Origin of the sequence: Marinomonas mediterranea MMB-1 (assembly GCF_000192865.1) — a bacterium.
In the GTDB taxonomy this organism is placed as follows: Bacteria; Pseudomonadota; Gammaproteobacteria; order Pseudomonadales; family Marinomonadaceae; genus Marinomonas; species Marinomonas mediterranea.
Genome location: NC_015276.1, coordinates 50,291 through 74,780, shown reverse-complemented (window position 1 = coordinate 74,780; position 24,490 = coordinate 50,291). Strand labels below are relative to the sequence as shown.

The following is a 24,490-nucleotide window of genomic DNA, read 5'->3' as shown; positions in this document are numbered from 1 at the left end:
CGGCGTCCTATCTAATTAAAGGTACAGATATGAAACGTATACTACTTACAGGCGCAGCAGGAAACTTAGGTAAAGCGCTGCGCAAACAATTGGCTGGATGGGCCGATGAACTGCGCTTGTCTGATATCGTCACAATTGACGACCTTCAAGAAGGTGAAAGCTTTGTCAATTGCGACATCAGCGACCTACAAGCGGTGATCGAATTGGTCAAAGATTGCGATGGCATTATCCATGCTGGCGGCCAGTCAATTGAAGGAACCTGGGATAACATTCTGGATAGGAATATTAAAGGCACCTACAACATCTACGAAGCAGCAAGACAGCAGGGTGTTAAACGTGTTTTCTTTACCAGTTCCAATCACTTAGTTGGTTTCCATGAGCGTGAAACCTTGCTGGATAATGACAGTCCAATGCGTCCAGACAGCTTATATGGTGTTTCAAAAGGGTTTGGAGAAGTGCTTGCTCGTTACTACTACGACAAGTTTGGCATTGAATCAACACTTGCTCGTATTGGTTCTTGCTTCCCTGAAATCCCAAATCGCCGCATGCTCAGCACCTGGCTCAGTGAAAGAGATCTCGCTGATCTCATCAAAACCACATTTGACGCCGATCGTCTTGGCTGCACCATGGTATACGCCGTGTCTAACAACAAAGCGGTATGGTGCGACAACCGACATGCCAGCTTTATCGGCTGGCAACCACAAGACTCTTCTGAGCCATTCGCCGACCAACCTCATCTTATTGAGGAAGGTAAACGCAACGATCCAAATGATCCCGCTATTCGGTATCAAGGAGGCGCCTTTGTGACCGCTGGCCACTTTGACGATGAGCAAGAGTAAGTAATCAAAACCACATACCAAATGATTAAGTCTCTGACTTAATCAAATAAACAAACACACAAAATTCAAATACCCGAATTAATGGGTAGGGGATTTTTTGTGTCGAAAATAAGAAATTAATCGTTTTTTGAGGTGATTTTATGAGTTTTTCAACTGAACAAATGAGAACAGCACTAAGTGATGGCCTACTGTCTTTTCCCGTAACGGATCTAGATGAAAACGGCCAATTCAACGCCGAAACATTCAAGTCTCGTGTTGAGTGGTTTGTTGAAAAAGGCGTTTCTACTGTATTCGTTGCTGGCGGAACAGGTGAATTTTTCTCTCTTAGTTATGAAGAATTCAAACAGGTAGTAGAAGTAGCGGTTGAAGCGGTAGGTGGACGTGTTCCAGTGATCGCGGCAGCGGGTAAAAGTGTTCCCGAGGCGCGTAAATTTGTCGCTGCAGCAGAAGAAGCTGGCGCAGATGGCATTCTTCTAATGCCTCCATTCTTAACAGAATGCCCTGAAGATGGCGTGATCGAATACGCGACACAAGTCATGACTGGCAGCAACCTGCACTTTATCTACTACAACCGTGGTAATGGCGTATTAAGTGCTGAGAGCGTCAAAGAACTGGCTGCACGCAACCCGAACTTGGTTGCACTTAAAGATGGTACAGGCAACATTGCGGCGTTGAATGACACAATCAAAACGGTTGACGATCGCCTAGTCTACATTGGTGGTGTTCCAACCGCAGAGATCTTCGCAGAAGCTTACCTGTCTATCGGCGTGAACACTTATTCGTCTGCTGTCTTTAACTTTATGCCTGACATGGCGATGAGCTTCTACAAGTCTCTACGCGCAGGCGAGACAGAAAATGTGAAGAAAATCATTCAAGATTTCTTTATTCCATTCTGTCGCCTACGTGACACTAAAAAAGGTTATGCTGTTAGCTTAATCAAAGCAGGCGCTGAATTAATTGACCGTTCAGCAGGCGATGTTCGAGCTCCACTGACTCGCCCAACAGAAGCAGACTTTGCGGCTCTTAAAGACATCATGGATCGCCAATAGGCCCCAGAACATAAACATAGATGATGAGGAGGCAGGTATGACCGCCACAATCGAACTAACTGGAAACCTAATTATCGCGGGCAATGAAGTAACAGGAACACAAAAACCTGTATCTGCGATTAATCCAGCCACAAACCAGAAAATGGATCCTGTGTACGCTGGCGGAACAGAAAGCCATGTTGATCAAGCGGCTAATGCGGCTTGGTCTGTATTCGACCAGTTTAAAGCAACTAGCCCTGAGACTCGTGCGCTTTTACTAGAAACCATTGCGGAAGAAATTTTTGCGCTTGGCGATACACTGGTTCAAAGAGCGATGTCGGAAACGGGTTTGCCACAAGCTCGAATTGAAGGCGAACGCGGTCGTACAATGGGCCAATTGAAACTGTTTGCTGGTGTTGTACGTGCTGGTAAATACCTTGATGTGCGCATCGACCCAGCAATGCCAGAGCGCGCACCGCTGCCTCGTGCTGACCTGCGCCTACAATTTGTTCCAATGGGGCCAGTTGCCGTTTTCGGAGCCAGTAACTTCCCACTTGCGTTCTCTGTGGCTGGTGGCGACACGGCTTCCGCACTCGCTGCGGGCTGCCCGGTTATTGTTAAAGCGCACTCTGCTCACCCAGGCACATCAGAGCTTGTCGGCAAAGCAATCACATCTGCGTTGAAAAAGATGGAACTGCCTGCTGGTATTTTCTCTCTTCTATACGGTTCAGGTCGTGATGTTGGCGCGACGTTGGTTGCTCATCCGCACATCAAAGCAGTCGGTTTTACCGGTTCACGTGCAGGTGGTACGGCATTAATGAACATCGCTGCGTCTCGTAAAGAGCCAATTCCTGTCTACGCAGAAATGAGCAGTATTAACCCTGTTTTCATGATGCCAAGTAAACTTGCAAGCGATGCTCGTTCACTTGCACAAGGCTTTATCGGCTCCCTAACCATGGGCGCGGGTCAATTCTGTACTAACCCAGGCCTTGTGATTATTAAAGAAGGTGAGGGTGCTGAAGCGTTTATAGACGAAGCCGCTCAAGCCATTTTTGCCAGCAGCACACAAACCATGCTAACACCGGGCATCTATGATGCTTACTGTCAAAGCGTTTCAGCGTTAGTTGAAAATGCCAATGCACAGCTAGTGGCAAAAGGTAAGACCGCTGATACTGGCTCAAACCAATGTCAAGCACACCTTTTCTCAACCACTGCTGATGCTTTTTTGAAAGACGACTCACTAGAAGGTGAAGTGTTTGGCTCAACCTCACTGATCATCAAGTGTAAAAGCGATGAAGACTTTATTAAAGTCGCAGAAAAGCTGGAAGGGCAACTGACCGCTACATTGCAAATCAACGAAGGTGATTACGAGCAAGCGCGTTCATTATTGCCTGTGCTAGAGCGCAAAGCCGGTCGTATATTGTGTAACGCTTACCCTACAGGTGTTGAAGTGTCTCACGCGATGGTACACGGTGGACCTTTCCCTGCCACTTCCGACACACGCACAACATCGGTTGGCAGCGCGGCTATCCAGCGTTTTGTTCGTCCAGTCTGTTACCAAGACTTGCCAGAAGCGCTTCAAGCAACGGCAATAACCGATGCAAACCCTTGGCAAGTACCTCAGTTGATTGATGGTAAATAAGGTTCGTTTTTAGAAGCTTACGCTTCAGTTCGACAATGCGTTTATCAAGGCCTTTTTGACTTCCGTCGAAAAGGCCTTTTCTTTCAACCTGCCACCAATTTTATTCCTCATAAATGCCATAACAACAGAGAAATCAGTCTTAGTTTTCCAATAAAAAAAACCTCCTCATACAGACTTAAAATATAATTTAAGAAGGCGATTTTTTTTGTGCTCTCTAAATATAATTTTTTGCTATACCTACCCAATACTAAAAAAAAACGGCTATAGTCTTAATACTCGAATTTGAATTTGCTTCGCTAACTAACACTCACAACAACATGCCGTGTTTATAACTGAGAGGAAAAGCTCAAGGATGATTGAAAAGAAGAGACACTCAGGTATTCCTCTCCAAGTGATCGTCAGTTCGGCCATCATAATCAGTATGCTAATTCTGGCCGCAGGGCTAACCGGAGTTTCATATTACTTAAACCGCAATACACTGATTGCCGAAGTCGAAAAAAAAGCCGTACAAGTCACCAATAACCTTAATCATCAAATCCAACAAGTTACCCAGTCCGTTGACGCGACCGTCAAACTGTTAGAGTTCGACACTATCACATCAATGCAAACCTTAGAGACACGCAAGCAACGTTTACCTGCGCTTGCTCGAATAATGCGCTTAAATCATGTTCTAAGCGCAGTCTATGTCGGCTATAACGATGGAGATTTCGTCTTACTAAGGTCACTTAAAAATGATCATTCTAAAGAAGTATTGTCTGCCCCAAATAATGCAGAATTCATGCTACAAAGCATCGAGAGAGACGCAGCAGGGAATGTCATTCGAACGTGGTGGGAATTTTTCGATACCGATCTCAACTCCATTTCTGTAAGCCAACCAAGCAGCTACCTTTTTGATCCTCGAAAACGACCTTGGTATCGACAAGCAAACACACAATCCTCTGTCGCCCTTACCGCACCTTATGTGTTTTTCAGTACTCTGGAAATAGGCACTACGTTTGCTATTCAAAATAAGACAACAGGCGCTGTCGTTGGCGTTGACGCTTCCATCCAAGACCTGTCGAGTTTCATGAAAGACTTACTACCGAATGAACACACGGCAATGGCACTCGTCGACCAAGATGGCTTAGTCATTGGTTCGCCTTCTGATGTATCACTCATACGCTATAACATTGATACTCCCCGTTTGATTACGGTTGATGAGCTCGGTGTGCCAGCACTTGATCAGCTTATTACTCAGTACGCACCGTCTAATTCCCTAGCCAAAATGGACGTCAATGGAAGCAACTGGTATGGATTTTTTCAGTCAGTCATTAATGAATCGGATCAAAATTGGCAGGTGTTATACAGTGTTCCAGAAAAACAGTTATTAGAAGACGTCAACGAGCACCTGATCCACCAACTGACGCTCTCGGGTATTATCATTGGCATACTGGTTCTATTTGGTTGGCTAATCGGTCGCTCGATCTCTCGCCCATTATTGCTTCTTTCTGAAGAAGTGGGCGCACTTGCCTCATTCGACTTTAATCGAAAAATTAGCGTGGCATCATCCGTTAAAGAAGTGAATTTGCTCTCCAGCTTGACCGATCATATGGCATTAGCCATTAAGAACTTTCAGTCGATAACTCAAGAATTATCCCGTGACCCAGACCTCGAAAAAATGCTCGAGCAAGTATCGAAGCATTTAGTCGCAATTACCTCATCGGAGGCTGGAGCCGTCTATCTGTGCTCTGATAAAGCGGGAGTAATGACCTTAGCCACTACGACAAACATGGACGCACCAAAAACGGTACTGTGCGGGACACACGACTGGTCTAACATGAAAACGTCCCTGCATAAGGTGTTAGATGACGCAGAGAAGCGGGTCTTTCTTGCGCCATTAGTTGATCGTGATAACAGTATGTTAGGCGCACTTGCGTTGCGTCTACCGAAAGAGTCAATGGCTGCCGATAATGCCTTCCAACGTTTTATGGAAGAAGTCTCAGGCGCCGCCGCAACAGCCATTTCGACCCGTAAGCAGTTTGAATCTCAACAAACCTTAATGGAGGCGATTATACGATTGTTGGCTGATGCCATCGATGCCAAGTCACCTTATACAAGCGGACACTGTGAGCGCGTTCCCGTTTTGGCAGAGAAACTGGTCGAGGCCGCAATTGATTCCAATGACCCCGAATATGCAAACTTTTCCATGACAGACACCCAGAAACGGGAATTTCGCATCGCTGCGTGGTTACACGATTGTGGCAAGATAACCAGCCCAGAGCACATCGTCGACAAGGCGACTAAACTAGAAACCATTCATAATCGAATCCATGAAATACGCACTCGTTTCGAGATACTTTGGCGGGATGCTGAGATTGCCTATTTAAGCGGTCTATTGGAAGGGCGAGAAGCACTTAGTTTAGAGAAGGCAAAAATTCGAACACAACGAAAGCTGCAAGATGACTTCGCTTTCATCGCCCGCTCAAACATCGGCAGCGAGCTGATGGCAGAGGAAGACATTGAGCGCATTGCCGCGATTGGTTCGCAAACTTGGCGACGACATTTTAGTAGCCATATTGGGCTTTCTCGCGAAGAAATGGCGCAGTTACCCAGTACACCGGATATTTTACCTGCAACAGAATACTTAATCTCAGACAAATCAGAGCACATTATTCCTTGGGGGATTCGCCGCCCTGCAGTCGAGAAAGACAACCCTCAGAATGTCTGGGGGTTTGATATGTCCATCCCCAAACAAGCTCTAAACAAAGGTGAACTTTACAGCCTAAGCGTAAAACGCGGTACGCTAACAAATGAAGAGCGCTTTGCAATCAACGATCACATTGTCCAAACCATCAAAATGCTCTCTGCCTTACCGTTCCCTGAAGACCTAAAGAATGTACCTAATATTGCCGGAAATCATCATGAAAAAATGGATGGCACAGGGTACCCAAGAAAATTAACAAAGGCGCAGATGTCGATTCCAGAACGCATTATGGCCATCGCAGACGTCTTTGAGGCCTTAACCGCGGCAGACCGCCCTTATAAAACCGCGAAAACGTTATCAGAATCAATGCGAATCCTCGCCTTCATGGTAAAAGACAACCACTTAGACAAAAACTTATTTAAGCTGTTCGTGACGTCAAAAGCCTATCTTGCTTATGCTGAAAAATATTTAAAACCCGAACAAATCGATACCGTATCGCAAACCCAATTATTTAATTGGGCAGGAATTGAAGTAGACGTTGTGCACCCAAGCTAGGGAAGGTGTGAACAAGTCCACTGGCTTCAGCGTGTGGATAACTCTTCTTTATTCGAGGCAAGTGTCTGGAGACAAATGTCGCTGTCCAATATTGAGCATATTGGCAAGAAAGTTAACAAGAGAATTAAAGAGAACTTAGCCCACGCTCGGCAACTGCTCCTGCGTTGCCCTAATGACCTACATCCATGTAGGCCTCCCTTTGGGTCTTCCATAGACAGCAATCTAACTGACTGCTATTTCATTGATTGCTTAATTGTCTCGCCAAAGCGACTGCACTCACAGCGAGACACTAGTGTAATCCCGTGTAATTGATGACTGAGCCGCTTTTGCTAGTCTTTAGAGTACCGACACTCTCACAAAAGGACTCATCAATGCAGACATGCAAACAATGGATAATGCCCATTAAAGGGCTGACCATCGGATCGCTCACACTCTTATTAGCCGCTTGCTCCAATCATCAAACAGATCACGCTTCACACGATATGATGTCGATGGACTCTGAGTGGACACCGAACTATATCAAGCTGGCCGACTACTCACCGCCAACGGCCGTTCCAGAAGGCGTTGGCGAGGGGTGCGAATACAAAATCATTCCTCCTGAATTTAAAAACGTCGCGACAGCCGATGTCCTTGAATCAGGAAACGGTGAGCTAAACTTTACGATGTCTGTCGCATATCAACAAAGAGACATTGCTGGGTGTAACACTTGGCTTAGAAACTATGCGTATGCACAAGGTGACGATGCGCCTAAAGCCGCACTAGTTGGCCCAACCTTGAAGCTCAAGCCTGGCGATATTTTGCGCTTTAGACTCGAAAACCGTATGCCAGACTGTGACGCCGCGCCAAACTTTTTGTGCTCTGGTCTTACTCACCATAATCATGCCGATTCATCGAGCACGCCTTTAACCGATGAAGAGGCGGCCCAAATGAACACCCCCCATAACTTCAATGTCACCAACTTCCATACCCATGGCCTCTGGGTTTCGCCGAGCAAAAACAGCGATAACGTGCTTTTAGAACTGCAACCCGGTTATGCATTTGACTATGAAATTCGTATCCCAGAAGACCACCCCCAAGGTACATTTTGGTATCACGCACACGTGCATGGTTCGACTGCACTGCAAGTATCAAGTGGCATGGCTGGAGCCATCATTATTGAAGGAGGCGACCCCGCAAAAGATGTAGGGCAACAGCCACAAATTAAAGGCAAAGTAGACCACACATTCGTCATGCAACAGGTGGCATACGACTGTAACGGGGTTATCGAATACTACGATGCGAATGACGTTCCTAACAATGTGGATGTCTGTGAGATTGATGGTAAACCCGCGAATATTTTTGGTCCAGGTGAATGGCAAAAAACCGAACGACGAACACTCGTCAACGGTCAAGTTGTTCCACGCATTACGTTAAAACCGGGAGAAATACAGCGCTGGCGCTTTATCCATGCAGGCGTAAGAGAGTCTCTCAAGCTCGTTACAGTCCGAAACTCTTCAACAATAAACTTGTTAAAAGGCATTATTGGGGAATCAAACGCCATTGGCACCTTAAACCAAATTGCGGTCGATGGTTTAAATACAGGCCAACTGGACGAATGGTGCTCAGGTCAGCCTCAGCTAAATTGCGATATAGAAGCGCTACAACCAGGTTACCGAGCTGACTATCTTTATCAAGCACCCACCACGCCAGGAACGTATTGGTTGATAGATGATCAGGCTTCTGATGCCAAATCCTTGCAAGGTGTGTTTGAGGATAAAGCCGCGTTAATGCAAGTGGTCGTAGAGGGTGAGCTGCAAACTGACGCATTACCGACGTCATCAAGCCTAGCGTCATATCAAGCGCATCCAACACCGACAGCAACCCAAATTGCTGAAATGGATCATGATACTGACAATACGCAGGACATGATGTTCTACCTAGGAAGTCGCACAAGCATCTCAAGCATTACGGACCCAATGTGCCTAACCACATCGGATAATGATCTAAATAATGGCCAGCCTGGCAGCGATTTAATATTTTCGATTAATGGCCTACCATTTGGACAAAACCCGGATCGAGATTTAACACTCGGACAATGGCAACGCTGGAACCTTTGTACTCGCGGCTTAGCTCCGATGCATCCGTATCATATTCATGTTAACCCTTTCTATGCTTACAGAACGGGGCCGGATGGCGAGCAGCAGGGCGTCTGGCGCGATACGCTCGCAATTGAGATAGGAGATAAAAACGCGCCATCTAATACCGTTGCGTATTCTGAAAACCGCTATCCGACTACCTTACCGGGTATCGACGATCCTCTTACTGTGAAACAAATGTATACCGGCGCATTTGTACTGCATTGCCATATTCTCGACCATGAAGATCAAGGTATGATGCAAAAAGTAGTACTCAAAGAATAAGCAGACTGGTGCATGAAATGTAAAAGCGAGCCAAAGGCTCGCTTTTTTGTATCTAGAAACTGAGATATTCCTCGATCGAAATACCATTCAGCTCTGTGCTTGAGAGCAGCTTACACTCGTTGAACATCCACTGACACGCTCAGTGTCTGGCTGTCTCCGCCTTCAAAAATCACGCCCTGGAGCGGCGTTACATCTGAGTAGTCGCGGCCAAATGCGGTCACTATATGCTGATCCGTTGGCATGATGTCATTCGTTGGGTCAAATTCAACCCAGCCAAAGTCAGGGATAAACACAGCAAACCAAGCGTGAGATGCGTCTGCGCCCGTCAGTTTTTCCTGACCCGGAGGAGGCAGCGTTTCCAGATAGCCACTCATGTAGCGCGTCGGTATGCCTAAAGAACGTAAGCAACCCAGTGAGAGATGGGCAAAGTCCTGACACACGCCGCTTTTTTGCTCTAGTACCTGTTCTAAAGGCGTGGCGACCGTCGTGCTGGTAGGATCAAATCGAAACTCAGTAAAGACTTTATGCATGAAGGCCTTTACGCCCTGAATTAGCGTCATATCGTCTGAGAAACAGTCTTGAGCATAGTCTGCAAGCGGTTTAGAGCAACGAACTTGTGGCGAGTTTAAAACAAACTCTTTCGCCATACGCAGATCGGCCGTGTTGGGCTGCGCTAACAAGGCTTTTAACTCACCGAGCGTCATAGGATGCGCTTCTGCCTGAGCAATAAAATCCGTTGTTTGTATTTCAAAATAGCTGATCACATCAATGCTGAGTTTTTGATGTGGTTCTTCAATCGAAAAGTAACACGTTTGATTGCCATAATAGTCCTGCCCTTCACTTTGATAAATCGGCTTAGGCCAGACTTTTATGCGTCGGTTTAGACAACGTTGATTTTGCGTATCTCGAGGAAGCAGGTGCGCCATGTTGTAACACAGAGCTACTGGCGCAGTGTATTCATACTCGGTTAAATGGCGCACTTTGTACTTCATATTCAATATTCTCCATGCCCACGTATTAGTTGCTGCGGACCAGATGCATGATCAAAGTACTTATCACTGATGTGTGAGGTAAAACGCTCTAACTGGTCAGTAAATTGCGTCATAAAGTCAGACAGCGCTGTCCTTTCATTGCAGATATCATCAACGTGCGCCAGTGTTTCTAAATCTGCCAGCTGTATATCATTCAACGATTTAATGATCATACGTTTTTCAGGGCTCAAGCCCAGTTCATTAGATTCGTTTCTTGGTAACTCTTCTAAGTATTTACGCAATAATTCAGTCTGGTATATCAAGGATCTTGGATTTGTTCTGTCTGCCATTAATAAATCGAGACCATAAGCGACGCGATTACGGTTTCGATAGCGACGACGGAAAGAGATCAAGGCTTCAACACTCAATAGAACAGATTCAAGCACCAAACTTTGCTGCATCGAAGGCAAGCGTTCAGTTAAGGTCGACTTCAACAGTTTAGCCGTTTGCAATGCCCGTTCGGTACGACGACCTACTTCTTGGAACATCCAGTCAGGCCCACGCAACATACTTTCATGATTCAACCCGGACAAAGCGAGAATCGACGTAACTAGGTTATCTAACGATTCTTCAGGTAACTCTGGCAAACCATTCGCATAAGCTCGATCCATCTGATGAATATGATCACGCAAATCGTTCAATATGATACGCGTATCAGCCGAGAGCATCTCTTTCACTTGCTCACCGCACGCGAGCATAGCGTTAAGATTCGATTTGATTGTGCCTGGCCGAGTCCCATCACAAATTAGCGAGGCTAACTCGTCATTTGGCTCATCAAATAGCTCAGGATCCGCTCGCGTAAAGCCGGGCAGACAGCCAGTTTGAATGGAGATGGCTTTGAGTAATATATCTCGGCTTTCCGTTGGCAGCGGTTCAACACCATTCATTTGCTTAAAGAAAGTTCGCATTAAGCGAAGTGATACTTCCGCTCGTTCCATGTAGCGACCAAACCAAAACAGGTTTTCAATCACTCGACTCGGTAAATTAGACTGTTGAGCGATGTCTTGTATGTTTGACCCGTCCACTGCAGCAGGCAATGTACTTTCAAAATCTGTTGCCAAAACCCAAGTGTCTTTACTCAGTGTATCTGAAATGTTGTTGCCAACAATTCGCTCATTACCTTGACCACCCACGCGGCTTAGGCCACCGGGCATGACTTTAAAGCCACCGTTACTGGCAACGGTAAACATGCGCATGATACTTGGGCGCTTTGTTAGCCCTTGATCCGCCGCCCATACTGGTAATTGGGCACCACTGACGTATTCCTGAGCAACCCAGCGGTGGGGGGCAAGGCGGATTTTTTCCAGCAACGCCTGTTTATCTTGTTCGTCCAACGTATGGCCGTAATAGCTGTCGCCGCCATTAATGCGCATGGCTGGCTTGATAATCAGTTGCCCCAAATTCGCTTCAACATACGAGAGGTTATCTAATGAGCCACACCAATAGGTTTTCACCGACGGGATTTGCAGTGTTTCACCCAGTAAAAATTGACTGATTTGGGGGAGAAATGCCATCAACGCGGGCGTTTCGAGTAAACCAGACCCAATGGGGTTGGCTATCACGACTCTACCACTTCGAGCGACTTCAAGAAGCCCAGGGACACCCAGAAGAGAATTGGGTCTCAGTTCAGCTTGGTCACAGGCGTCATCGTTAATACGACGCATAATCACATCGACGGGAGACAAGCCATTTAGCGATTTCATCCAAACTCGGCCATTACGTACCGTTAAATCGCCACCTTGAACCAAAGGGAAGCCAAGGTAGTTGGCCAAATACGCCTGCTCAAAATAGGTTTTGCTATTGGCCCCTTCCGACAACAAGACGATGCGCGGTTTGTCCGACACATGCTTGCCGATGTCCGTTAACGTATCACGAAGGGTTTGGAAAAAGTGAGAAAGCCTTTTTATGCGGCTCGTTCGAAACAATCTCGGCATCACGCGGGACAACACAACACGGTTCTCATGCGCGTAACCAGCACCACTAGGAGCTTGCGTTCGATCACCGACGATTTGGAACTGACCGTTTTCGTCGCGAACTAAATCAGAAGCATGCAATAGAATATCTTGCGCATGTGGCACGGTCATGCCATGACAGGCGCGCAAAAAACCAGGATGATCAAAGATGATCTCACTGGGTATGATGCCTTCTTTAAGTAAGATTTGCTCCCCGTATAGATCTTTCATAATCAGATCAAACAGTTTAGAGCGCTGCTCCATACCTCGTTCAAGCGTTGTCCAACTTTCGCTTTCAATTAGGTAAGGAACAATGTCCATGCCCCAGACATTCGGAGACAAAGGGTCGGACGTGAGATTATACGTTGCACCATCATCACTGAGAATTCTACGAGCTCTCTGTTGACGGTCTGCCACTCCTTCGGCACCAAGCGCATTAAAGCTCTCGATAATAGTTTGCCAATGGTCTCGCGGGAAACCATTCATATCAAAAGCCTCATCATAATGTTGCGACGAGGCAGGGTCGAAGTCCAGTGACGCCTGTTCGGGCGTCACTGGTGCAAGCGCATCTGTATGCATAAGCAAGAGTTCTAAACATCTAGTTAAATTTTAGAGCCTAGTATACTGCTTTCTAAGATCCAATGTGTGAGGATATTCATCACTCGGCTCTTCCGGTGGTGGAGACATGGCCTTAGGCCCGTCAGCATGTTCGTAAAAACCGCGCAATGCACTAAACTCTGGCGGCGGTGTCATAGCACCTTGCGTGAAGCCGTGATTCCAGAAGCGATTTACACGCCTTGCTTCTGCTTCATAGCTGTTAACAGGGTTAGTTTCGTAACTACGACCACCAGGGTGGCTTACGTGGTAGGTACAACCGCCAATTGAGACGCCATTCCATGTGTCGATGATATCGAACACTAATGGTGTGTCGGTATTCAACGTAGGATGCAAAGCCGATGGCGGCGCCCACGCTTTATAACGAACGGCTCCGACAAATTCCCCCTTACGACCACTGTTTTTAAGCGGTACACGACGGCCGTTACATGCTAGTACATAACGACCTTCCGTCAAGCCAGTCAGCTTCACTTGTAGGCGCTCAACGGACGAATCAACGTAACGCGCTGTCCCTGATTGAGTGACTTCTTCACCAAGTACATGCCATGGTTCAATCGCCCAACGCAATTCCAACTCAATGTCATCGATTTGTTGGCGGCCATAATGAGGGAAACGGAATTCTTCAAACGGCGCCAGCCATTCAATCTTAAATGGATAGCCATGCGCTTGTAAGTCATCCACTACCTCTTTTATGTCTTGCCAGACAAAGTGCGGCAACATAAATTTGTCATGAAGACTCGTGCCCCAGCGGACCAAAGGTTGCTTGTATGGTTCTTTCCAGAAGCGCGCGACCAAACAGCGAAGCAGTAGCATTTGAACAAGCGACATACGAGCATGGGGTGGCATTTCAAAACCGCGGAATTCCAATAATCCCAGACGGCCACTTGCGCTACCAGACGCATAAAGCTTATCAATACAAAACTCTGAACGGTGTGTGTTACCCGTAATGTCCACCAGCAAGTTGCGCATCAGTCGATCAACAAGCCACGGCTCTTCGACAAACCCTTCTGGCATATTTTGAAAGGCAATTTCCATTTCATAGAGCATTTCGTCACGCCCTTCGTCAGGACGCGGCGCTTGGCTGGTTGGGCCAATAAACATTCCAGAGAATAAGTACGACAAGCCAGGGTGATGTTGCCAAAAGGTCACAAAGCTACGCAGGATATCTGGACGGCGCAACATTGGGCTGTCAGCAGGTGTTTTACCACCCAACGTTATGTGGTTACCACCACCCGTTCCAGTATGCCGGCCATCAAGCATGAACTTTTCAGTTCCTAAACGGCACTGATGCGCCTGTTCATACAAGGTTTCGGTGTTGTACATGAGCTCTTTCCAGCTTTTAGCTGGGTGGATATTCACCTCAATGACACCCGGATCCGGAGTAATCAGGAATTTTTGCATACGTGGGTCGCCAGGCGGTTCATAACCTTCAATCACGACCGGCATATCCAACTTAGCTGCACTGGTTTCAATTGCATTTAACAAGGCAACATAATGTTCTAGATGCGTCAGAGGCGGTAAAAACAGGTGCAATCGACCATTTCTAGGCTCAATACAAAGAGAGGTTCGAACGACGGATACGGTATTTTTCGCCTTTTGTTGCTCTTTTTTAGTCTCTGACTTTTTTTGTACCTGAGTCTGTACGCTTTGAGCAACAGCTTTCGGCGCAGCTTGATGAACAAACTCCGTCGGCAATGGTTGCAGTGGCTCGAATGGATCGCGTTCAGGCTGAACATCTTCTTCCGCAACGGGCGGCAATGAACCTAACGGTAATCGATACCCCATTGGGCTATCGCCCGGTATTAGGGTGATCACATCACGTCGCATCGGCCATTTGGAGCTATGCCAATAGCCATTGTTGTGCTCTAGGGGAAGAATAAAGCCCGTTGGCGTGTTAAGCCCTCGTGTCAAAAGCTTCGCCAGGCGACGTCGTTCAAGGTCATCGCTTAGATCGGCCTTAGTCGGGTCAATTTCTTCCGGTAAGGATTGCTCTTGCAGTAAGTAATGCAGCGTGTCTTCATAGCCTGTTTGCAAGTATTCACTTTGCAAACCAAGGGTATCGCATAGCATCCGACCAAAGTCTTCTGCTTCTTTTATGGTGTGCTTGTAGTCTTTATCCACTCTAGCAAGCAGCGACTCGTCTTCCCATAAAGCGTGGCCGTCGGTGCGCCAATAGCAACCTAACGCCCATCTCGGAATCTCTTCACCCGGGTACCATTTACCTTGACCATAATGAAGTAAACCGTTGCCGCCAAACTCTTGCTTCATTTTCAGCAATAAGTTTTTAGCCAAGCTTAACTTTTCATCGCCTAACGCGGCCGTATTCCATTGATCCGATTCCATATCATCAATAGACACAAACGTCGGCTCACCGCCCATCGTAAGGCGCACGTCTTCTTGTACCAATTTTTCATCGACGGCAGCGCCTAATGCTTTGATGTTTTCCCATTCCTCATCGCTGTAAGGCTTAGTAACACGAGGATCTTCGTGAATTCGAATGACTTCATTGGTATAGGAAAATTCGCACTCACATTCATCAGTAAAGCCGGTAATCGGCGCTGCGGATTCGGGTTCAGGTGTACACGAAAGAGGGATGTGACCTTCGCCAGCAAACAAGCCAGAAGTAGGATCAAGTCCCACCCAACCTGCACCGGGAATGTACACTTCACACCAAGCATGCAAGTCTGTGAAATCTTCTTCTGGGCCAGAAGGCCCATCCAAAGATTTTACATCTGCGGTAAGCTGAACAAGGTAGCCCGATGCAAATCTCGCCGCCAGTCCCAAATGTCTTAATATTTGCACCAGCAACCATGACGTATCACGACATGAACCTTTCTTTAACGTCAGTGTTTCTTTGCACTTCTGAACACCGGGTTCCAGACGAATACCATAGTCAATTTCACTCGCTAATCGCGAATTAAGTTCGACCAAAAAGTCGACGATACGTTTGCTTTTTCGATCAACCGTCGATAGCCATTTATCGAGTTCAGGACAACTTTCACTGATCTTCAAATAAGGCGAAAGCTCTTCTTTCAAGGCACTGTCATAGGCGAAAGGAAACTCTTCCGCGTATTCTTCAATGAAGAAGTCGAATGGGTTAATGACCGTCATATCGGCGATCACTTCCACTTCAAAACTCAAAGAAGTGGTTTTCTCTGGGAATACTAAACGCGCTTGATAGTTGCCAAACGGGTCCTGTTGCCAGTTTACAAAATGTTCATCTGGCCCAATTTTTAACGAATAACCATGTATATGTGTGCGTGAATGCGGCGCAGGGCGAAGGCGCAAAGTATGAGGAAATACCTCGACCGGCCGATCAAACTCATAGTTTGTTTTGTGTTGTATGGCGACACGAATGGTCATGCAGCGTCTCCTTGACGAAAGTAAAACCAGTTTTCCGTAATTTGATGATTAAGCTCGATAATAGCCACTTGAATGTCATTTAAGTGCTCGCGATAGTCTTGGTTGAGCTCCTCTGACGATTCAACGGCGTTGGTTTCTTCGAGCAGTTTATCTATGTTTGCAGCAATCAGCCCAGAACGAGGCAGCGTCGAAGCGGCTTCTCGAATTTGAGTCATGCAATACTTTTGGCTACGAGGAAAATAGTCGTCCATCATCAAGAAAGACACCGCTTTCGCGCCGTTGACCGTCGAGCGAACCGTTCTACGGTAATTCAGCAGGGCACTTTGCGATTTCAGAACTTTCGTCCAGATCACCTGACCTAACTTAATCACTTCATCTTCTTCGGATAACAACATCTGAGAGACAGCCGCATCAAGAATACGCGTATTCATATCGGCACGCTCAATGTAACGTCCCATTATCATAAAATGCCAGCCGGCATCGCGACACATGGTTGCAGCCAACAAACCCACGACCTTCTGACACCCTTCGATGATGGTATTTAAGAACGCGTGACGCTCAGATCGATTAATGCCTTGTTTAATATTCTGACGGGCGAATAAATCCAACTCGTTTACAAGTTCCCACATTTCTTGGGGCAATACATCCCGTGTGGTTCGGATATTCTCTCGTACCATTTTCAGCGAACTCAGCATCGAGCTGGAATTGGTGTCGTCTGAAAGTAAGAACTTGACGACATTTCGCTCATCTTTGTTTTTATAGCGCTGTTCGAACGCTTCAGTACCACTGTTGATCGTAATCAGGTTATACCAAGAGATTTCAACCTCTCTTGGCAAGTCAAACAACAGCTCATCGTAGACACTGACTAAGCGAGCAGTATTTTCTACTCGCTCAAGGTAGCGAGCGCTCCAGTACAGTCTTTCAGCCACTCTTGATAACATACTACTCTCCTTTCGCCTCAGTACCTTTTGTATCAACGATCCAAGTATCTTTACTACCACCCCCTTGTGACGAATTGACGACAAGCGAGCCTTTTTTCATTGCCACTCGAGTCAGTCCACCTGTGGTGACATACGTATCTTTACTTTGCAGAATAAACGGACGCAAATCCAAATGACGTGGATCAATCTCACCTTTGTCCGTAAGGATAGGGGCAGTAGACAATTTTAACGTCGGTTGAGCTATATAGTTTCTGGGGTTTTCTTTAATTAACTTCGCAAACGTTTGCTGCTCTTTCTTTGTTGAGTGAGGGCCAACCAACATGCCATAGCCGCCCGATTCATTCGCGGGTTTTACCACGAGCTTATCTAAATGCGCTAACACAAACTCTCGATCTTCTTCTTTCTCACACAGGTAAGTTTCGACATTTTTTAAGATCGGTTCTTCGTCTAAATAATAACGAATCAAGGCAGGAACGTACGCGTACACGACTTTATCGTCGGCAACACCTGCGCCAGGAGCGTTCGCAAGCGCAACGTTACCAGCTCGCCATGCGCGCATTAAACCGGGCACGCCAAGCACAGAATCAGGCTCAAACGCTTCGGGATCGATAAACAAATCATCGATTCGACGATAGATAACATCCACACGCTCTGGCCCATAAATGGTTTTCATATAGACGCAATCATCTTCATCGACAAAGAGGTCACTACCCTCAACCAATTCCGCTCCCATTTGCTGCGCTAAAAACGCATGTTCAAAATACGCTGAGTTATAGATACCGGGCGTTAAAACCACGATTTCAGGCTGAGCAACTTGGCGAGGAGACAATGCCGCTAACGTCTCAAATAATTGCGCGGGGTAAGAGTCGAGCGGAAGAATACGGTCATTCTCGAACAACTCTGGAAGAACACGCTTGGTCAACGCACGGTTCTCCAACATATAGGACACACCAGAAGGCACACGTAGATTATCTTCTAAAACATAAAATTCGCCATCCGCATCACGCACCAAGTCGGTGCCACAAATGTGAGCCCACACACCAAATGCAGGCGATACACCTACGCATTCAGGGCGGAAGTTTTTAGAATCTTTGATAATGTGTTCAGGAATGACGCCATCTTTAATGCAGTTTTGATCGTGGTAGAGGTCGTCTATGAATTGGTTTAGTGCGGTGAGTCGTTGTTTGAGGCCGGCTTCGGCGATTTTCCAGTCTGTTGCGTCTATGGTTCGAGGGATAATGTCAAATGGCCAGGATCGGTCTATGTTCCCTTCGTCGGTATAAACAGTAAAGCTGATCCCCATTTCCTGAATCGTTGCTTCTGCTGTTTGTCGCCTTTTATCTAGTTCTTCGGGAGGGAGGGATTCGAGGTAGTGCAGAAGTTGTCTTGCAGGAGGCCGTGGCGCGCCCTCATGATCAATAAGTTCATCAAAAAAAGGGGCAGACCGGTAGTCTTGACTAAGTTTTTCCATATAAGTTTTCCTCACAAAAGGTCTAGGAGGTCGCAGCGCATTATCTTTGTTGTAATTACCATTGCATGCGTCAGGCAAAGCTGGCGAGCCGTCTGTTCAATAACGTACTCAATCCCTGTTTACCTAAAGTGCACCATTCGTGACCTTTTGTACAGTATTGATTGCGGACTTTAACAACAAATCACTTAATCGAGATCAATAGATAGATCAAGCAAGTATACTGTTAATCACCCTGATGTGGTTGCAAAGGTCAGGCCAATAATGAATGATGAGAAGCAACGCGGAGTAAGAAATGATCGACGTTCACTTTCACCGCTAATTTACCGTCAAAAACCTCAAACGAAACAAATTGTTTATTTTTTATAAAATGGATACAGATAAAAATGAAACGACCTCTTATCTCAACCGCTGCAGGTATTAGCAGCGTCCTACTCAGTTCTCTGTCCTTCGCCGGCCCAATGGACACTTTCAGAATGAATGCCCCTGCGGATACCGTGCTGTACTACGAAGGAGACCTTGTTGCTAATACAGCGGGGCTTTCTAGCCTCAACACGTCCGAAGCGGATACACAGCAAGCACTTCAACAAGTATTTTCGAACCCTAATGCCAGTGAATTTCTCACGCAGCTTATATCCGACATAACACGGTTTAGCCAAGGCGAAGACCCAACATTGCTTAATGTGTATGGTTTCAGTACTGAGGACTCTGCGGCGTTTTATTTCGATGGCGGACTGCCCATTTTTCAGGCTTCCTCACGTAACCCTCAAACGTTTGTCGAGCAGGTCACTGCCGTCGCAAAAGCACAGCAATTTGAAGCCACTCGCGAAATGTGGAAGGGTGCGGAAGTATTCACATGGCCACTGACAATCGACGAATTTGAGGGCGAGTCGCCTTATTTGGCCATCTCGACAAACCAGAACACAGTTTCCCTCGGCTTATTCTTTAAAAGCGACACCTTAGAGAAAAAACGTTTGCGATTGGGCTTGGTAAAGGAATCTATGTCCATTAACAAGACAAATAAAATGGATACCTTGATTGCTAACTTTAAGCTAAAAGGTACTGGCGTTGGTTTTGTCGACCTCGAACAAATGGCATTAATGGCCACAAGATCCAAAAATCATTCTGGCAGTCAGGACTTACAGAATCTTGGACTGAAAGCGACACCCAAGGCTTGTAGCGCAGATATTCAAATGTTCGCTCAAAGTGCGCCTATTATCGTCAGTAGCTTTCACTCAAAAACAGCCGCAGACGGAGCCTTTGAAGCGCACTATAAAACGATATGGGAAATAAAAAGCGACGCCATTAAATCGAACCTACAACAGCTTAATGGACACCTTTCTGCAACGACGCTAAAAAACAGCGATACACTAGCAAGCTTAGGCTTGGGAATTAATGTGAATACTCTCACGCCAGTACTCACAAACTTCTGGTCACAATTTCAAAATCTAGAATTAAGCTGTCCTGAACTAAAACAATTGCAAACCGACTTAAAGAGCCAGCATCCGTCTCAATTGGCCATGTTTGCGGGTCTAGCACATGGTGTAACAGGGCTCTCAGTTGACCTGTTTGATTTTGATTACTCTCCGTCAAGAGGGCTAACAAGTTTAGATGGTATTGTGTCCGTGTTTGCGGAAAATCCTGCCAACCTTGCCGCCATCGCAGCAAACATTGCACCCGTAAAAGGACTGCCTTTACCACAAGATGGAACGCCAGCAGATCTCGACATCCCCGATGTACCCGCTTCTATCAATGTTAAAGGCCGTGTGAAAGGCAAGGCACTTATGGTCTACGCTGGCCCTAACGCGGCAACACTTTCAGAAGAAAAAAGCCAAGAAATTCTGAATAAGAAAGGGCTGTTGGGGCTTGCGATCGACTACGCTGACACCGTCAATTTAATTGATAATATGCTCGGAATGAATGGCAACCCAGGCCAGCCTACCGTAGACACTTGCATCGCCGTTCATCAAGAGTTACAACAGATCAGCAACCAAAATGTGAAATCAACCACCGAGGTTACCTTTAATAATTACGGTGTCGAGATCGATATGATGGCATCCGCTCGTCCCTCAACCGAAGAAGTCCAACTAGCAGGTTCTTACCAAGTAGACACTATGGGAGACGATTGCCGCTGGAGCACGTATGGATACGAAACCATAAATGCCGATGGGACAGGCTCTTATAATGTAATTGATGATTCTGACTCGAACTGTGACCTATTTAACGTTAAATACGAGTGGCAGCAACAGGGCGACAAGTTCATTGTGGTTGAGAAAGAAGTGCTTGGTCGAGAGAGTTGTGATGCAGAACTTCAAATGCAAGAACCCAGCAGCTACCAATGCGAGCTATTAGCGACTGGAAACAGCGGTTTTGAATGTTTATTAGACGAAGAAAACCTTTATCGTTATCGCGTGCGATAACTTACGTTTCCCCAAGATACAAAAAGCTGGCTTAAGCCAGCTTTTTTCGTTTATTACCGCGCGTTTTTTAAAAATCGAGCTATTTTGAAACCGATCTAAGTTGGGTTATTTAACCAATCTTGAAACTCTGGTTTCTCCAATAATGCCTTGTATAAAGGCGTTCTAGAGAGTGTGTTCTTAGTAATAAGACGACCAAATCGCTTTCTTAGCACTCGCAACGCATCCCATGCCATATCCAGCTCATTCCGGCGGGCAAGCTCTGCGGCCAGAGTCCAGTATGCTGGTTGGTATTCAGGGTCGACGGACAATGCCTGATAAGCGCTATTGAGCGCGTTATCAAACTGTTTTATACGCAGCTCTTGCTCGGACCGATACTGATATATAGCAGCATCGCCATATTCGTTTTTCAGTACCTTATCAACGATTTTGACAGATAAGTGCGGATCCGAACTAGAATGGTATGCAGCAAGCCATAATACATCGCTAAGAGGCTGTCTTTGGAGATCGAGGAAACTTAGCCGTTTTTTATACTCGTTATCATCTTTTGTATTCGTTAATAACGTACTGACTTCCAGTAATTGCAAAAATTGCACTTCTCGCCCTTCGGTGTAGAGCTCATCAAAAAAGGTCTTGATCTCTTTTGCATTGGATTTTTTCAGTATTTTCGGCAATTTATTCCAATTTGTGCTCGTCGCTTTACGGCTTTTCCCTTTCTTAGAAGCCTCTGAAAGCATCGCGATTCTGGTAAGACGGGTACTTTCTGGCATCACCGACAACCACCTCCTAAAGTCGATAATGCGATAGTCCCCTTTGTAATTTTTACGGTAATACACTTCCAAATAGTCGAGTCGATTCCTGTTTAGGCGATACAATAATTTAGAATGCTCAACATCCTTATGCACCAGTGTAATTTGCTTGTAATGGTTACGCAGATCACTTAACTGATTAATAAGAAGGGATTGAATATACTTCGCAGGTGTATCCCCTTGTAGAGCCTCAAGAGAAAAGGTATTCGCCTGATATGAACGCTTCCCTCGATAAAGAAAAAGCGACATATCAACTCTATTCACCAAGCTTCTCCCATTGCCCCTAATAAGCTCGAGTTCAACATCATTGGCAAACTCAAGCAAGGCCTTAGAAGGAAACTTTGATACAAAAGTCTGTTCCGACTCACTAGCAACGTCTTGTTCTGATGATGACGCTCCTGATTTCGTTTGATTAGAGGCGCACCCAGATAAGCCCACTGTAGCCAGAACAAATAACCCTATGATAAAAGAGCATTTTTTCGCAATTAACGTCATTACGAACCTTCCTTAGTATAAATGAGCTGCTGAAGATCACTAATAAAATCGGCAAAGATACCATTGTCAGCTTGTTGTTCTGCCGCCCAGTAAGCATGCTCTGTATTATCATTAATCATTTCATAGAATTTTAAATAGGATTTCATATCCTTGGCTTGCAGTTCATCGCTTTTAATCATGAGCTCATGACGAATGGTAAGCGTTCGATTAAACCAGTCTTCCTCTTTCATAAACCACAACTGATCGGTTGTTTTTTCAACGCGTTTCGAATCAATGTTCATCGCTCCTTTATTAGGAGTGACATAGTCAATTTGATGACTAAGTTTTACAGGGCCTTGCAGCCACAAGGGTCCCTTTCTTCTGGTCACTTCTGGTTTCTTGATATACCCGTAAAGACCATAAGCATAAAGCGTGTAATACTTCCTGCCATCTTCCTCTGAGAAAAAGTCATGGATCAGGTAATGCTCTTCTACGTCGAATTGATTTTTGGCTTTATGGTCTTTAAATGTCATATCCTGAGTTTTTTCAATGCCAGGAAAAAAGCCACTTAGATAATTGATGTAATCCGACTCCAATGCTTCCAAGCGACTTGTTGCAACTCGGCGGCGCATTTGATCTGCACGCGTGCCCGTGTAAGTTGTTATCACCGTGTACTCGACCGGAGCTTCTGTACTCAAAACACTAAACCGATTTCTCGTTTCCACCACAGGGATTTGACTGTCTTTTAAGCCAACCGTTACTAAGGATTTTTTCTCTGGATGTCCTAGAATTAAGGCCTTGCCATAATCGTAATACCCCAGAGTTTCCAATGTGCCTTCTTGAAAACTGCGAGTAGGGTCTAACCAATACGCCTGTCCATCAAGTTCAACATACGTAATGACATGATCAAATACCCCAGGAGAAGGCGCATACAGATCCACACCGCTTCCTTTATCCCAGGAAACCAACGCTGGATAGGCTGTGATATTTAGTTTCTTTAGCAAACTGACCAGTAACTGTGTCTTGTCTTTACAGTCGCCATATCGGTGTTGAATAACTTCGTCAGGCGAATGGGGAAGATGCGAATTTAGTCCCAACTCTATGCCTAGATAACGAATTTCTTCTTGAACAAAATCCAAGGCAGCTAACACAGCATCGGATTTGCTTTTCTTAGACAGAGAAGCGACAAACTGGTTAAGCTCTTCATTCGTAAAATCATAGCTATAAAGTGTCTCTCCCCATGCATTGACCTTCTCCCAACTATCAAACTCTGACAAGCTCACCGTTTGTCTCGGAGAAAAACGTCTCGGATAGTTGTCTTCATAATAGTAGGTAGGGGTATTCTCTGCTGTCCATTCGTAAACCAGTTGGCTGCCGTTATCCGTAATCAGCGGGGCACTTTTATAGCCCGTATTTTTAATCGTTAACGGGTAATCAGGCGTTGTAATCACTTTGAGATAAGAGTAATTGACGGGGACTTGCCAGTTCATCGACCAGGAGCTGAAGAAATGTCCCTGAAAGACCGGATTGCGTCCCTCAATAGAGTAGGAATAATCCACTATATCGCCAACTCTAATGTCTTTTAGAAAAACAATCCCATCCACATACCCTGTAAACAACTCCTGAGATAGTTCATTCTCTTCTCGCACTAGAGAAATATCGGAGGGTTCTAAACGATTCATTTCCTGACCGTCACGAATGACACTGATGTTATGAAAAACAAGCTTCTGATACTCTGGATTAAACGAGATACTCAGTTTTGAAATATCTTCAACGCCATCCAAATTATTGGCTCGCTGGACAAGATGATAAAAATATCCGCTATCGTTGCCATCTGCGACTTCCTGTCGGTCAAGAAGTAGGTAAGACACCGACCCCTGATGCTGCGTAGGTAGCAGATCAGGCAAATGTTTAGGCGTTACCCATGACGGAAAGTCTTTGGTTTCAAACTGAAATCCGTTTGACTGATACTTTTCCGCACTCACTAGAAAAGAAGCGAGTAAAGACGCGCAGAGCAGAATAGGTTTCAAGCCTTTCCAAATCATTGCTTTTCCTTAGCTAAAAGAATGTGCGTAAAGCATAAAGAAAAAGAAACAGGGCGGAAAGGGCTTAATAGATCATAAGTCCATCAACCAATGATATGTAAACCACCCCGACATACTTTGCAATAATCAAAACTTGCTACCATGGAGACGGTTGATTTTCCCTCTTAGCAAAATTTGAGACCTTTTCACGACCACTGCGAACTCCAATACCGAATTGCAAAAAGTCTTA

Annotated in this window: 13 protein-coding genes; 6 read left to right on the top strand and 7 right to left on the bottom strand. The window is 45.8% G+C overall.

Annotated elements, in window-relative coordinates; translation table 11 throughout:
• Positions 1-29: 29 nt before the first annotated feature.
• The 5 genes from MARME_RS00305 (at position 30) to MARME_RS00285 (ending at position 9,146) form a co-directional block, all read left to right on the top strand.
• Entirely contained in the window at positions 30-839 is an 810-nt protein-coding gene (locus MARME_RS00305) for an NAD-dependent epimerase/dehydratase family protein (RefSeq protein WP_013659273.1), read from the top strand.
• 140 nt (positions 840-979) lie between these two features.
• Entirely contained in the window at positions 980-1,888 is a 909-nt protein-coding gene (locus tag MARME_RS00300; protein ID WP_013659272.1) for a 5-dehydro-4-deoxyglucarate dehydratase, read from the top strand.
• Positions 1,889-1,925: 37 nt separating this feature from the next.
• Entirely contained in the window at positions 1,926-3,509 is a 1,584-nt protein-coding gene (locus tag MARME_RS00295) for an aldehyde dehydrogenase (NADP(+)) (protein ID WP_013659271.1), read from the top strand.
• A 352-nt stretch (positions 3,510-3,861) separates the two neighbouring features.
• Positions 3,862-6,747, top strand: coding sequence for an HD domain-containing phosphohydrolase (locus MARME_RS00290; protein ID WP_013659270.1), 2,886 nt, complete (start codon positions 3,862-3,864; stop codon positions 6,745-6,747).
• A 371-nt stretch (positions 6,748-7,118) separates the two neighbouring features.
• A complete protein-coding gene (locus tag MARME_RS00285; RefSeq protein WP_013659269.1) occupies positions 7,119-9,146 on the top strand; it encodes a multicopper oxidase family protein in 2,028 nt (675 codons plus the stop codon).
• A 110-nt stretch (positions 9,147-9,256) separates the two neighbouring features.
• Here MARME_RS00285 and MARME_RS00280 read toward each other — a convergent pair whose 3' ends face one another.
• The 5 genes from MARME_RS00280 to MARME_RS00260 are packed head-to-tail and all read right to left on the bottom strand — an operon-like array spanning position 9,257 to position 18,519.
• Positions 9,257-10,138 carry a transglutaminase family protein gene (locus MARME_RS00280; RefSeq protein WP_013659268.1) on the bottom strand — a complete coding sequence of 294 codons (882 nt, stop codon included), beginning with the start codon at positions 10,136-10,138 and terminating at the stop codon, positions 9,257-9,259.
• Positions 10,139-10,140: 2 nt separating this feature from the next.
• Positions 10,141-12,708, bottom strand: coding sequence for a circularly permuted type 2 ATP-grasp protein (locus tag MARME_RS00275; protein WP_013659267.1), 2,568 nt, complete (start codon positions 12,706-12,708; stop codon positions 10,141-10,143).
• A gap of 30 nt (positions 12,709-12,738) precedes the next feature.
• Complete coding sequence (locus MARME_RS00270) at positions 12,739-16,107, bottom strand: transglutaminase family protein (protein ID WP_013659266.1); 3,369 nt, start codon at positions 16,105-16,107, stop codon at positions 12,739-12,741.
• Complete coding sequence (locus tag MARME_RS00265) at positions 16,104-17,048, bottom strand: alpha-E domain-containing protein (RefSeq protein ID WP_013659265.1); 945 nt, start codon at positions 17,046-17,048, stop codon at positions 16,104-16,106. The genes MARME_RS00270 and MARME_RS00265 overlap by 4 nt, the downstream gene beginning before the upstream one ends.
• A 1-nt stretch (position 17,049) precedes the next feature.
• Positions 17,050-18,519, bottom strand: coding sequence for a circularly permuted type 2 ATP-grasp protein (locus tag MARME_RS00260; protein WP_013659264.1), 1,470 nt, complete (start codon positions 18,517-18,519; stop codon positions 17,050-17,052).
• Between the two features lie 383 nt (positions 18,520-18,902).
• Here MARME_RS00260 and MARME_RS00255 point away from each other — a divergent pair, with 383 nt between their 5' ends.
• A complete protein-coding gene (locus MARME_RS00255; protein ID WP_013659263.1) occupies positions 18,903-20,936 on the top strand; it encodes a hypothetical protein in 2,034 nt (677 codons plus the stop codon).
• Between the two features lie 95 nt (positions 20,937-21,031).
• On the opposite strand, the gene MARME_RS00250 is transcribed toward MARME_RS00255, so the two are convergent.
• On the bottom strand, positions 21,032-22,237 hold the full coding sequence (locus MARME_RS00250) for a tetratricopeptide repeat protein (RefSeq protein WP_013659262.1): 1,206 nt from the start codon (positions 22,235-22,237) through the stop codon (positions 21,032-21,034).
• The gene (locus tag MARME_RS00245) at positions 22,237-24,261 is read right to left on the bottom strand and encodes a DUF3857 domain-containing transglutaminase family protein (RefSeq protein ID WP_013659261.1); all 2,025 of its coding nucleotides are present in this window, start codon (positions 24,259-24,261) and stop codon (positions 22,237-22,239) included. The genes MARME_RS00250 and MARME_RS00245 overlap by 1 nt, the downstream gene beginning before the upstream one ends.
• Positions 24,262-24,490 lie beyond the last annotated feature (229 nt).

What these genes read in the sequence shown, in the direction of transcription:
- MARME_RS00305 (WP_013659273.1), top strand. Translation starts at nt 30, where the DNA reads ATGAAACGTATACTACTTACAGGCGCAGCAGGAAACTTAGGTAAAGCG.
- MARME_RS00300 (WP_013659272.1), top strand. Translation starts at nt 980, where the DNA reads ATGAGTTTTTCAACTGAACAAATGAGAACAGCACTAAGTGATGGCCTA.
- MARME_RS00295 (WP_013659271.1), top strand. Translation starts at nt 1,926, where the DNA reads ATGACCGCCACAATCGAACTAACTGGAAACCTAATTATCGCGGGCAAT.
- MARME_RS00290 (WP_013659270.1), top strand. Translation starts at nt 3,862, where the DNA reads ATGATTGAAAAGAAGAGACACTCAGGTATTCCTCTCCAAGTGATCGTC.
- MARME_RS00285 (WP_013659269.1), top strand. Translation starts at nt 7,119, where the DNA reads ATGCAGACATGCAAACAATGGATAATGCCCATTAAAGGGCTGACCATC.
- MARME_RS00280 (WP_013659268.1), bottom strand. Translation starts at nt 10,138, where the DNA reads ATGAAGTACAAAGTGCGCCATTTAACCGAGTATGAATACACTGCGCCA.
- MARME_RS00275 (WP_013659267.1), bottom strand. Translation starts at nt 12,708, where the DNA reads ATGCATACAGATGCGCTTGCACCAGTGACGCCCGAACAGGCGTCACTG.
- MARME_RS00270 (WP_013659266.1), bottom strand. Translation starts at nt 16,107, where the DNA reads ATGACCATTCGTGTCGCCATACAACACAAAACAAACTATGAGTTTGAT.
- MARME_RS00265 (WP_013659265.1), bottom strand. Translation starts at nt 17,048, where the DNA reads ATGTTATCAAGAGTGGCTGAAAGACTGTACTGGAGCGCTCGCTACCTT.
- MARME_RS00260 (WP_013659264.1), bottom strand. Translation starts at nt 18,519, where the DNA reads ATGGAAAAACTTAGTCAAGACTACCGGTCTGCCCCTTTTTTTGATGAA.
- MARME_RS00255 (WP_013659263.1), top strand. Translation starts at nt 18,903, where the DNA reads ATGAAACGACCTCTTATCTCAACCGCTGCAGGTATTAGCAGCGTCCTA.
- MARME_RS00250 (WP_013659262.1), bottom strand. Translation starts at nt 22,237, where the DNA reads ATGACGTTAATTGCGAAAAAATGCTCTTTTATCATAGGGTTATTTGTT.
- MARME_RS00245 (WP_013659261.1), bottom strand. Translation starts at nt 24,261, where the DNA reads ATGATTTGGAAAGGCTTGAAACCTATTCTGCTCTGCGCGTCTTTACTC.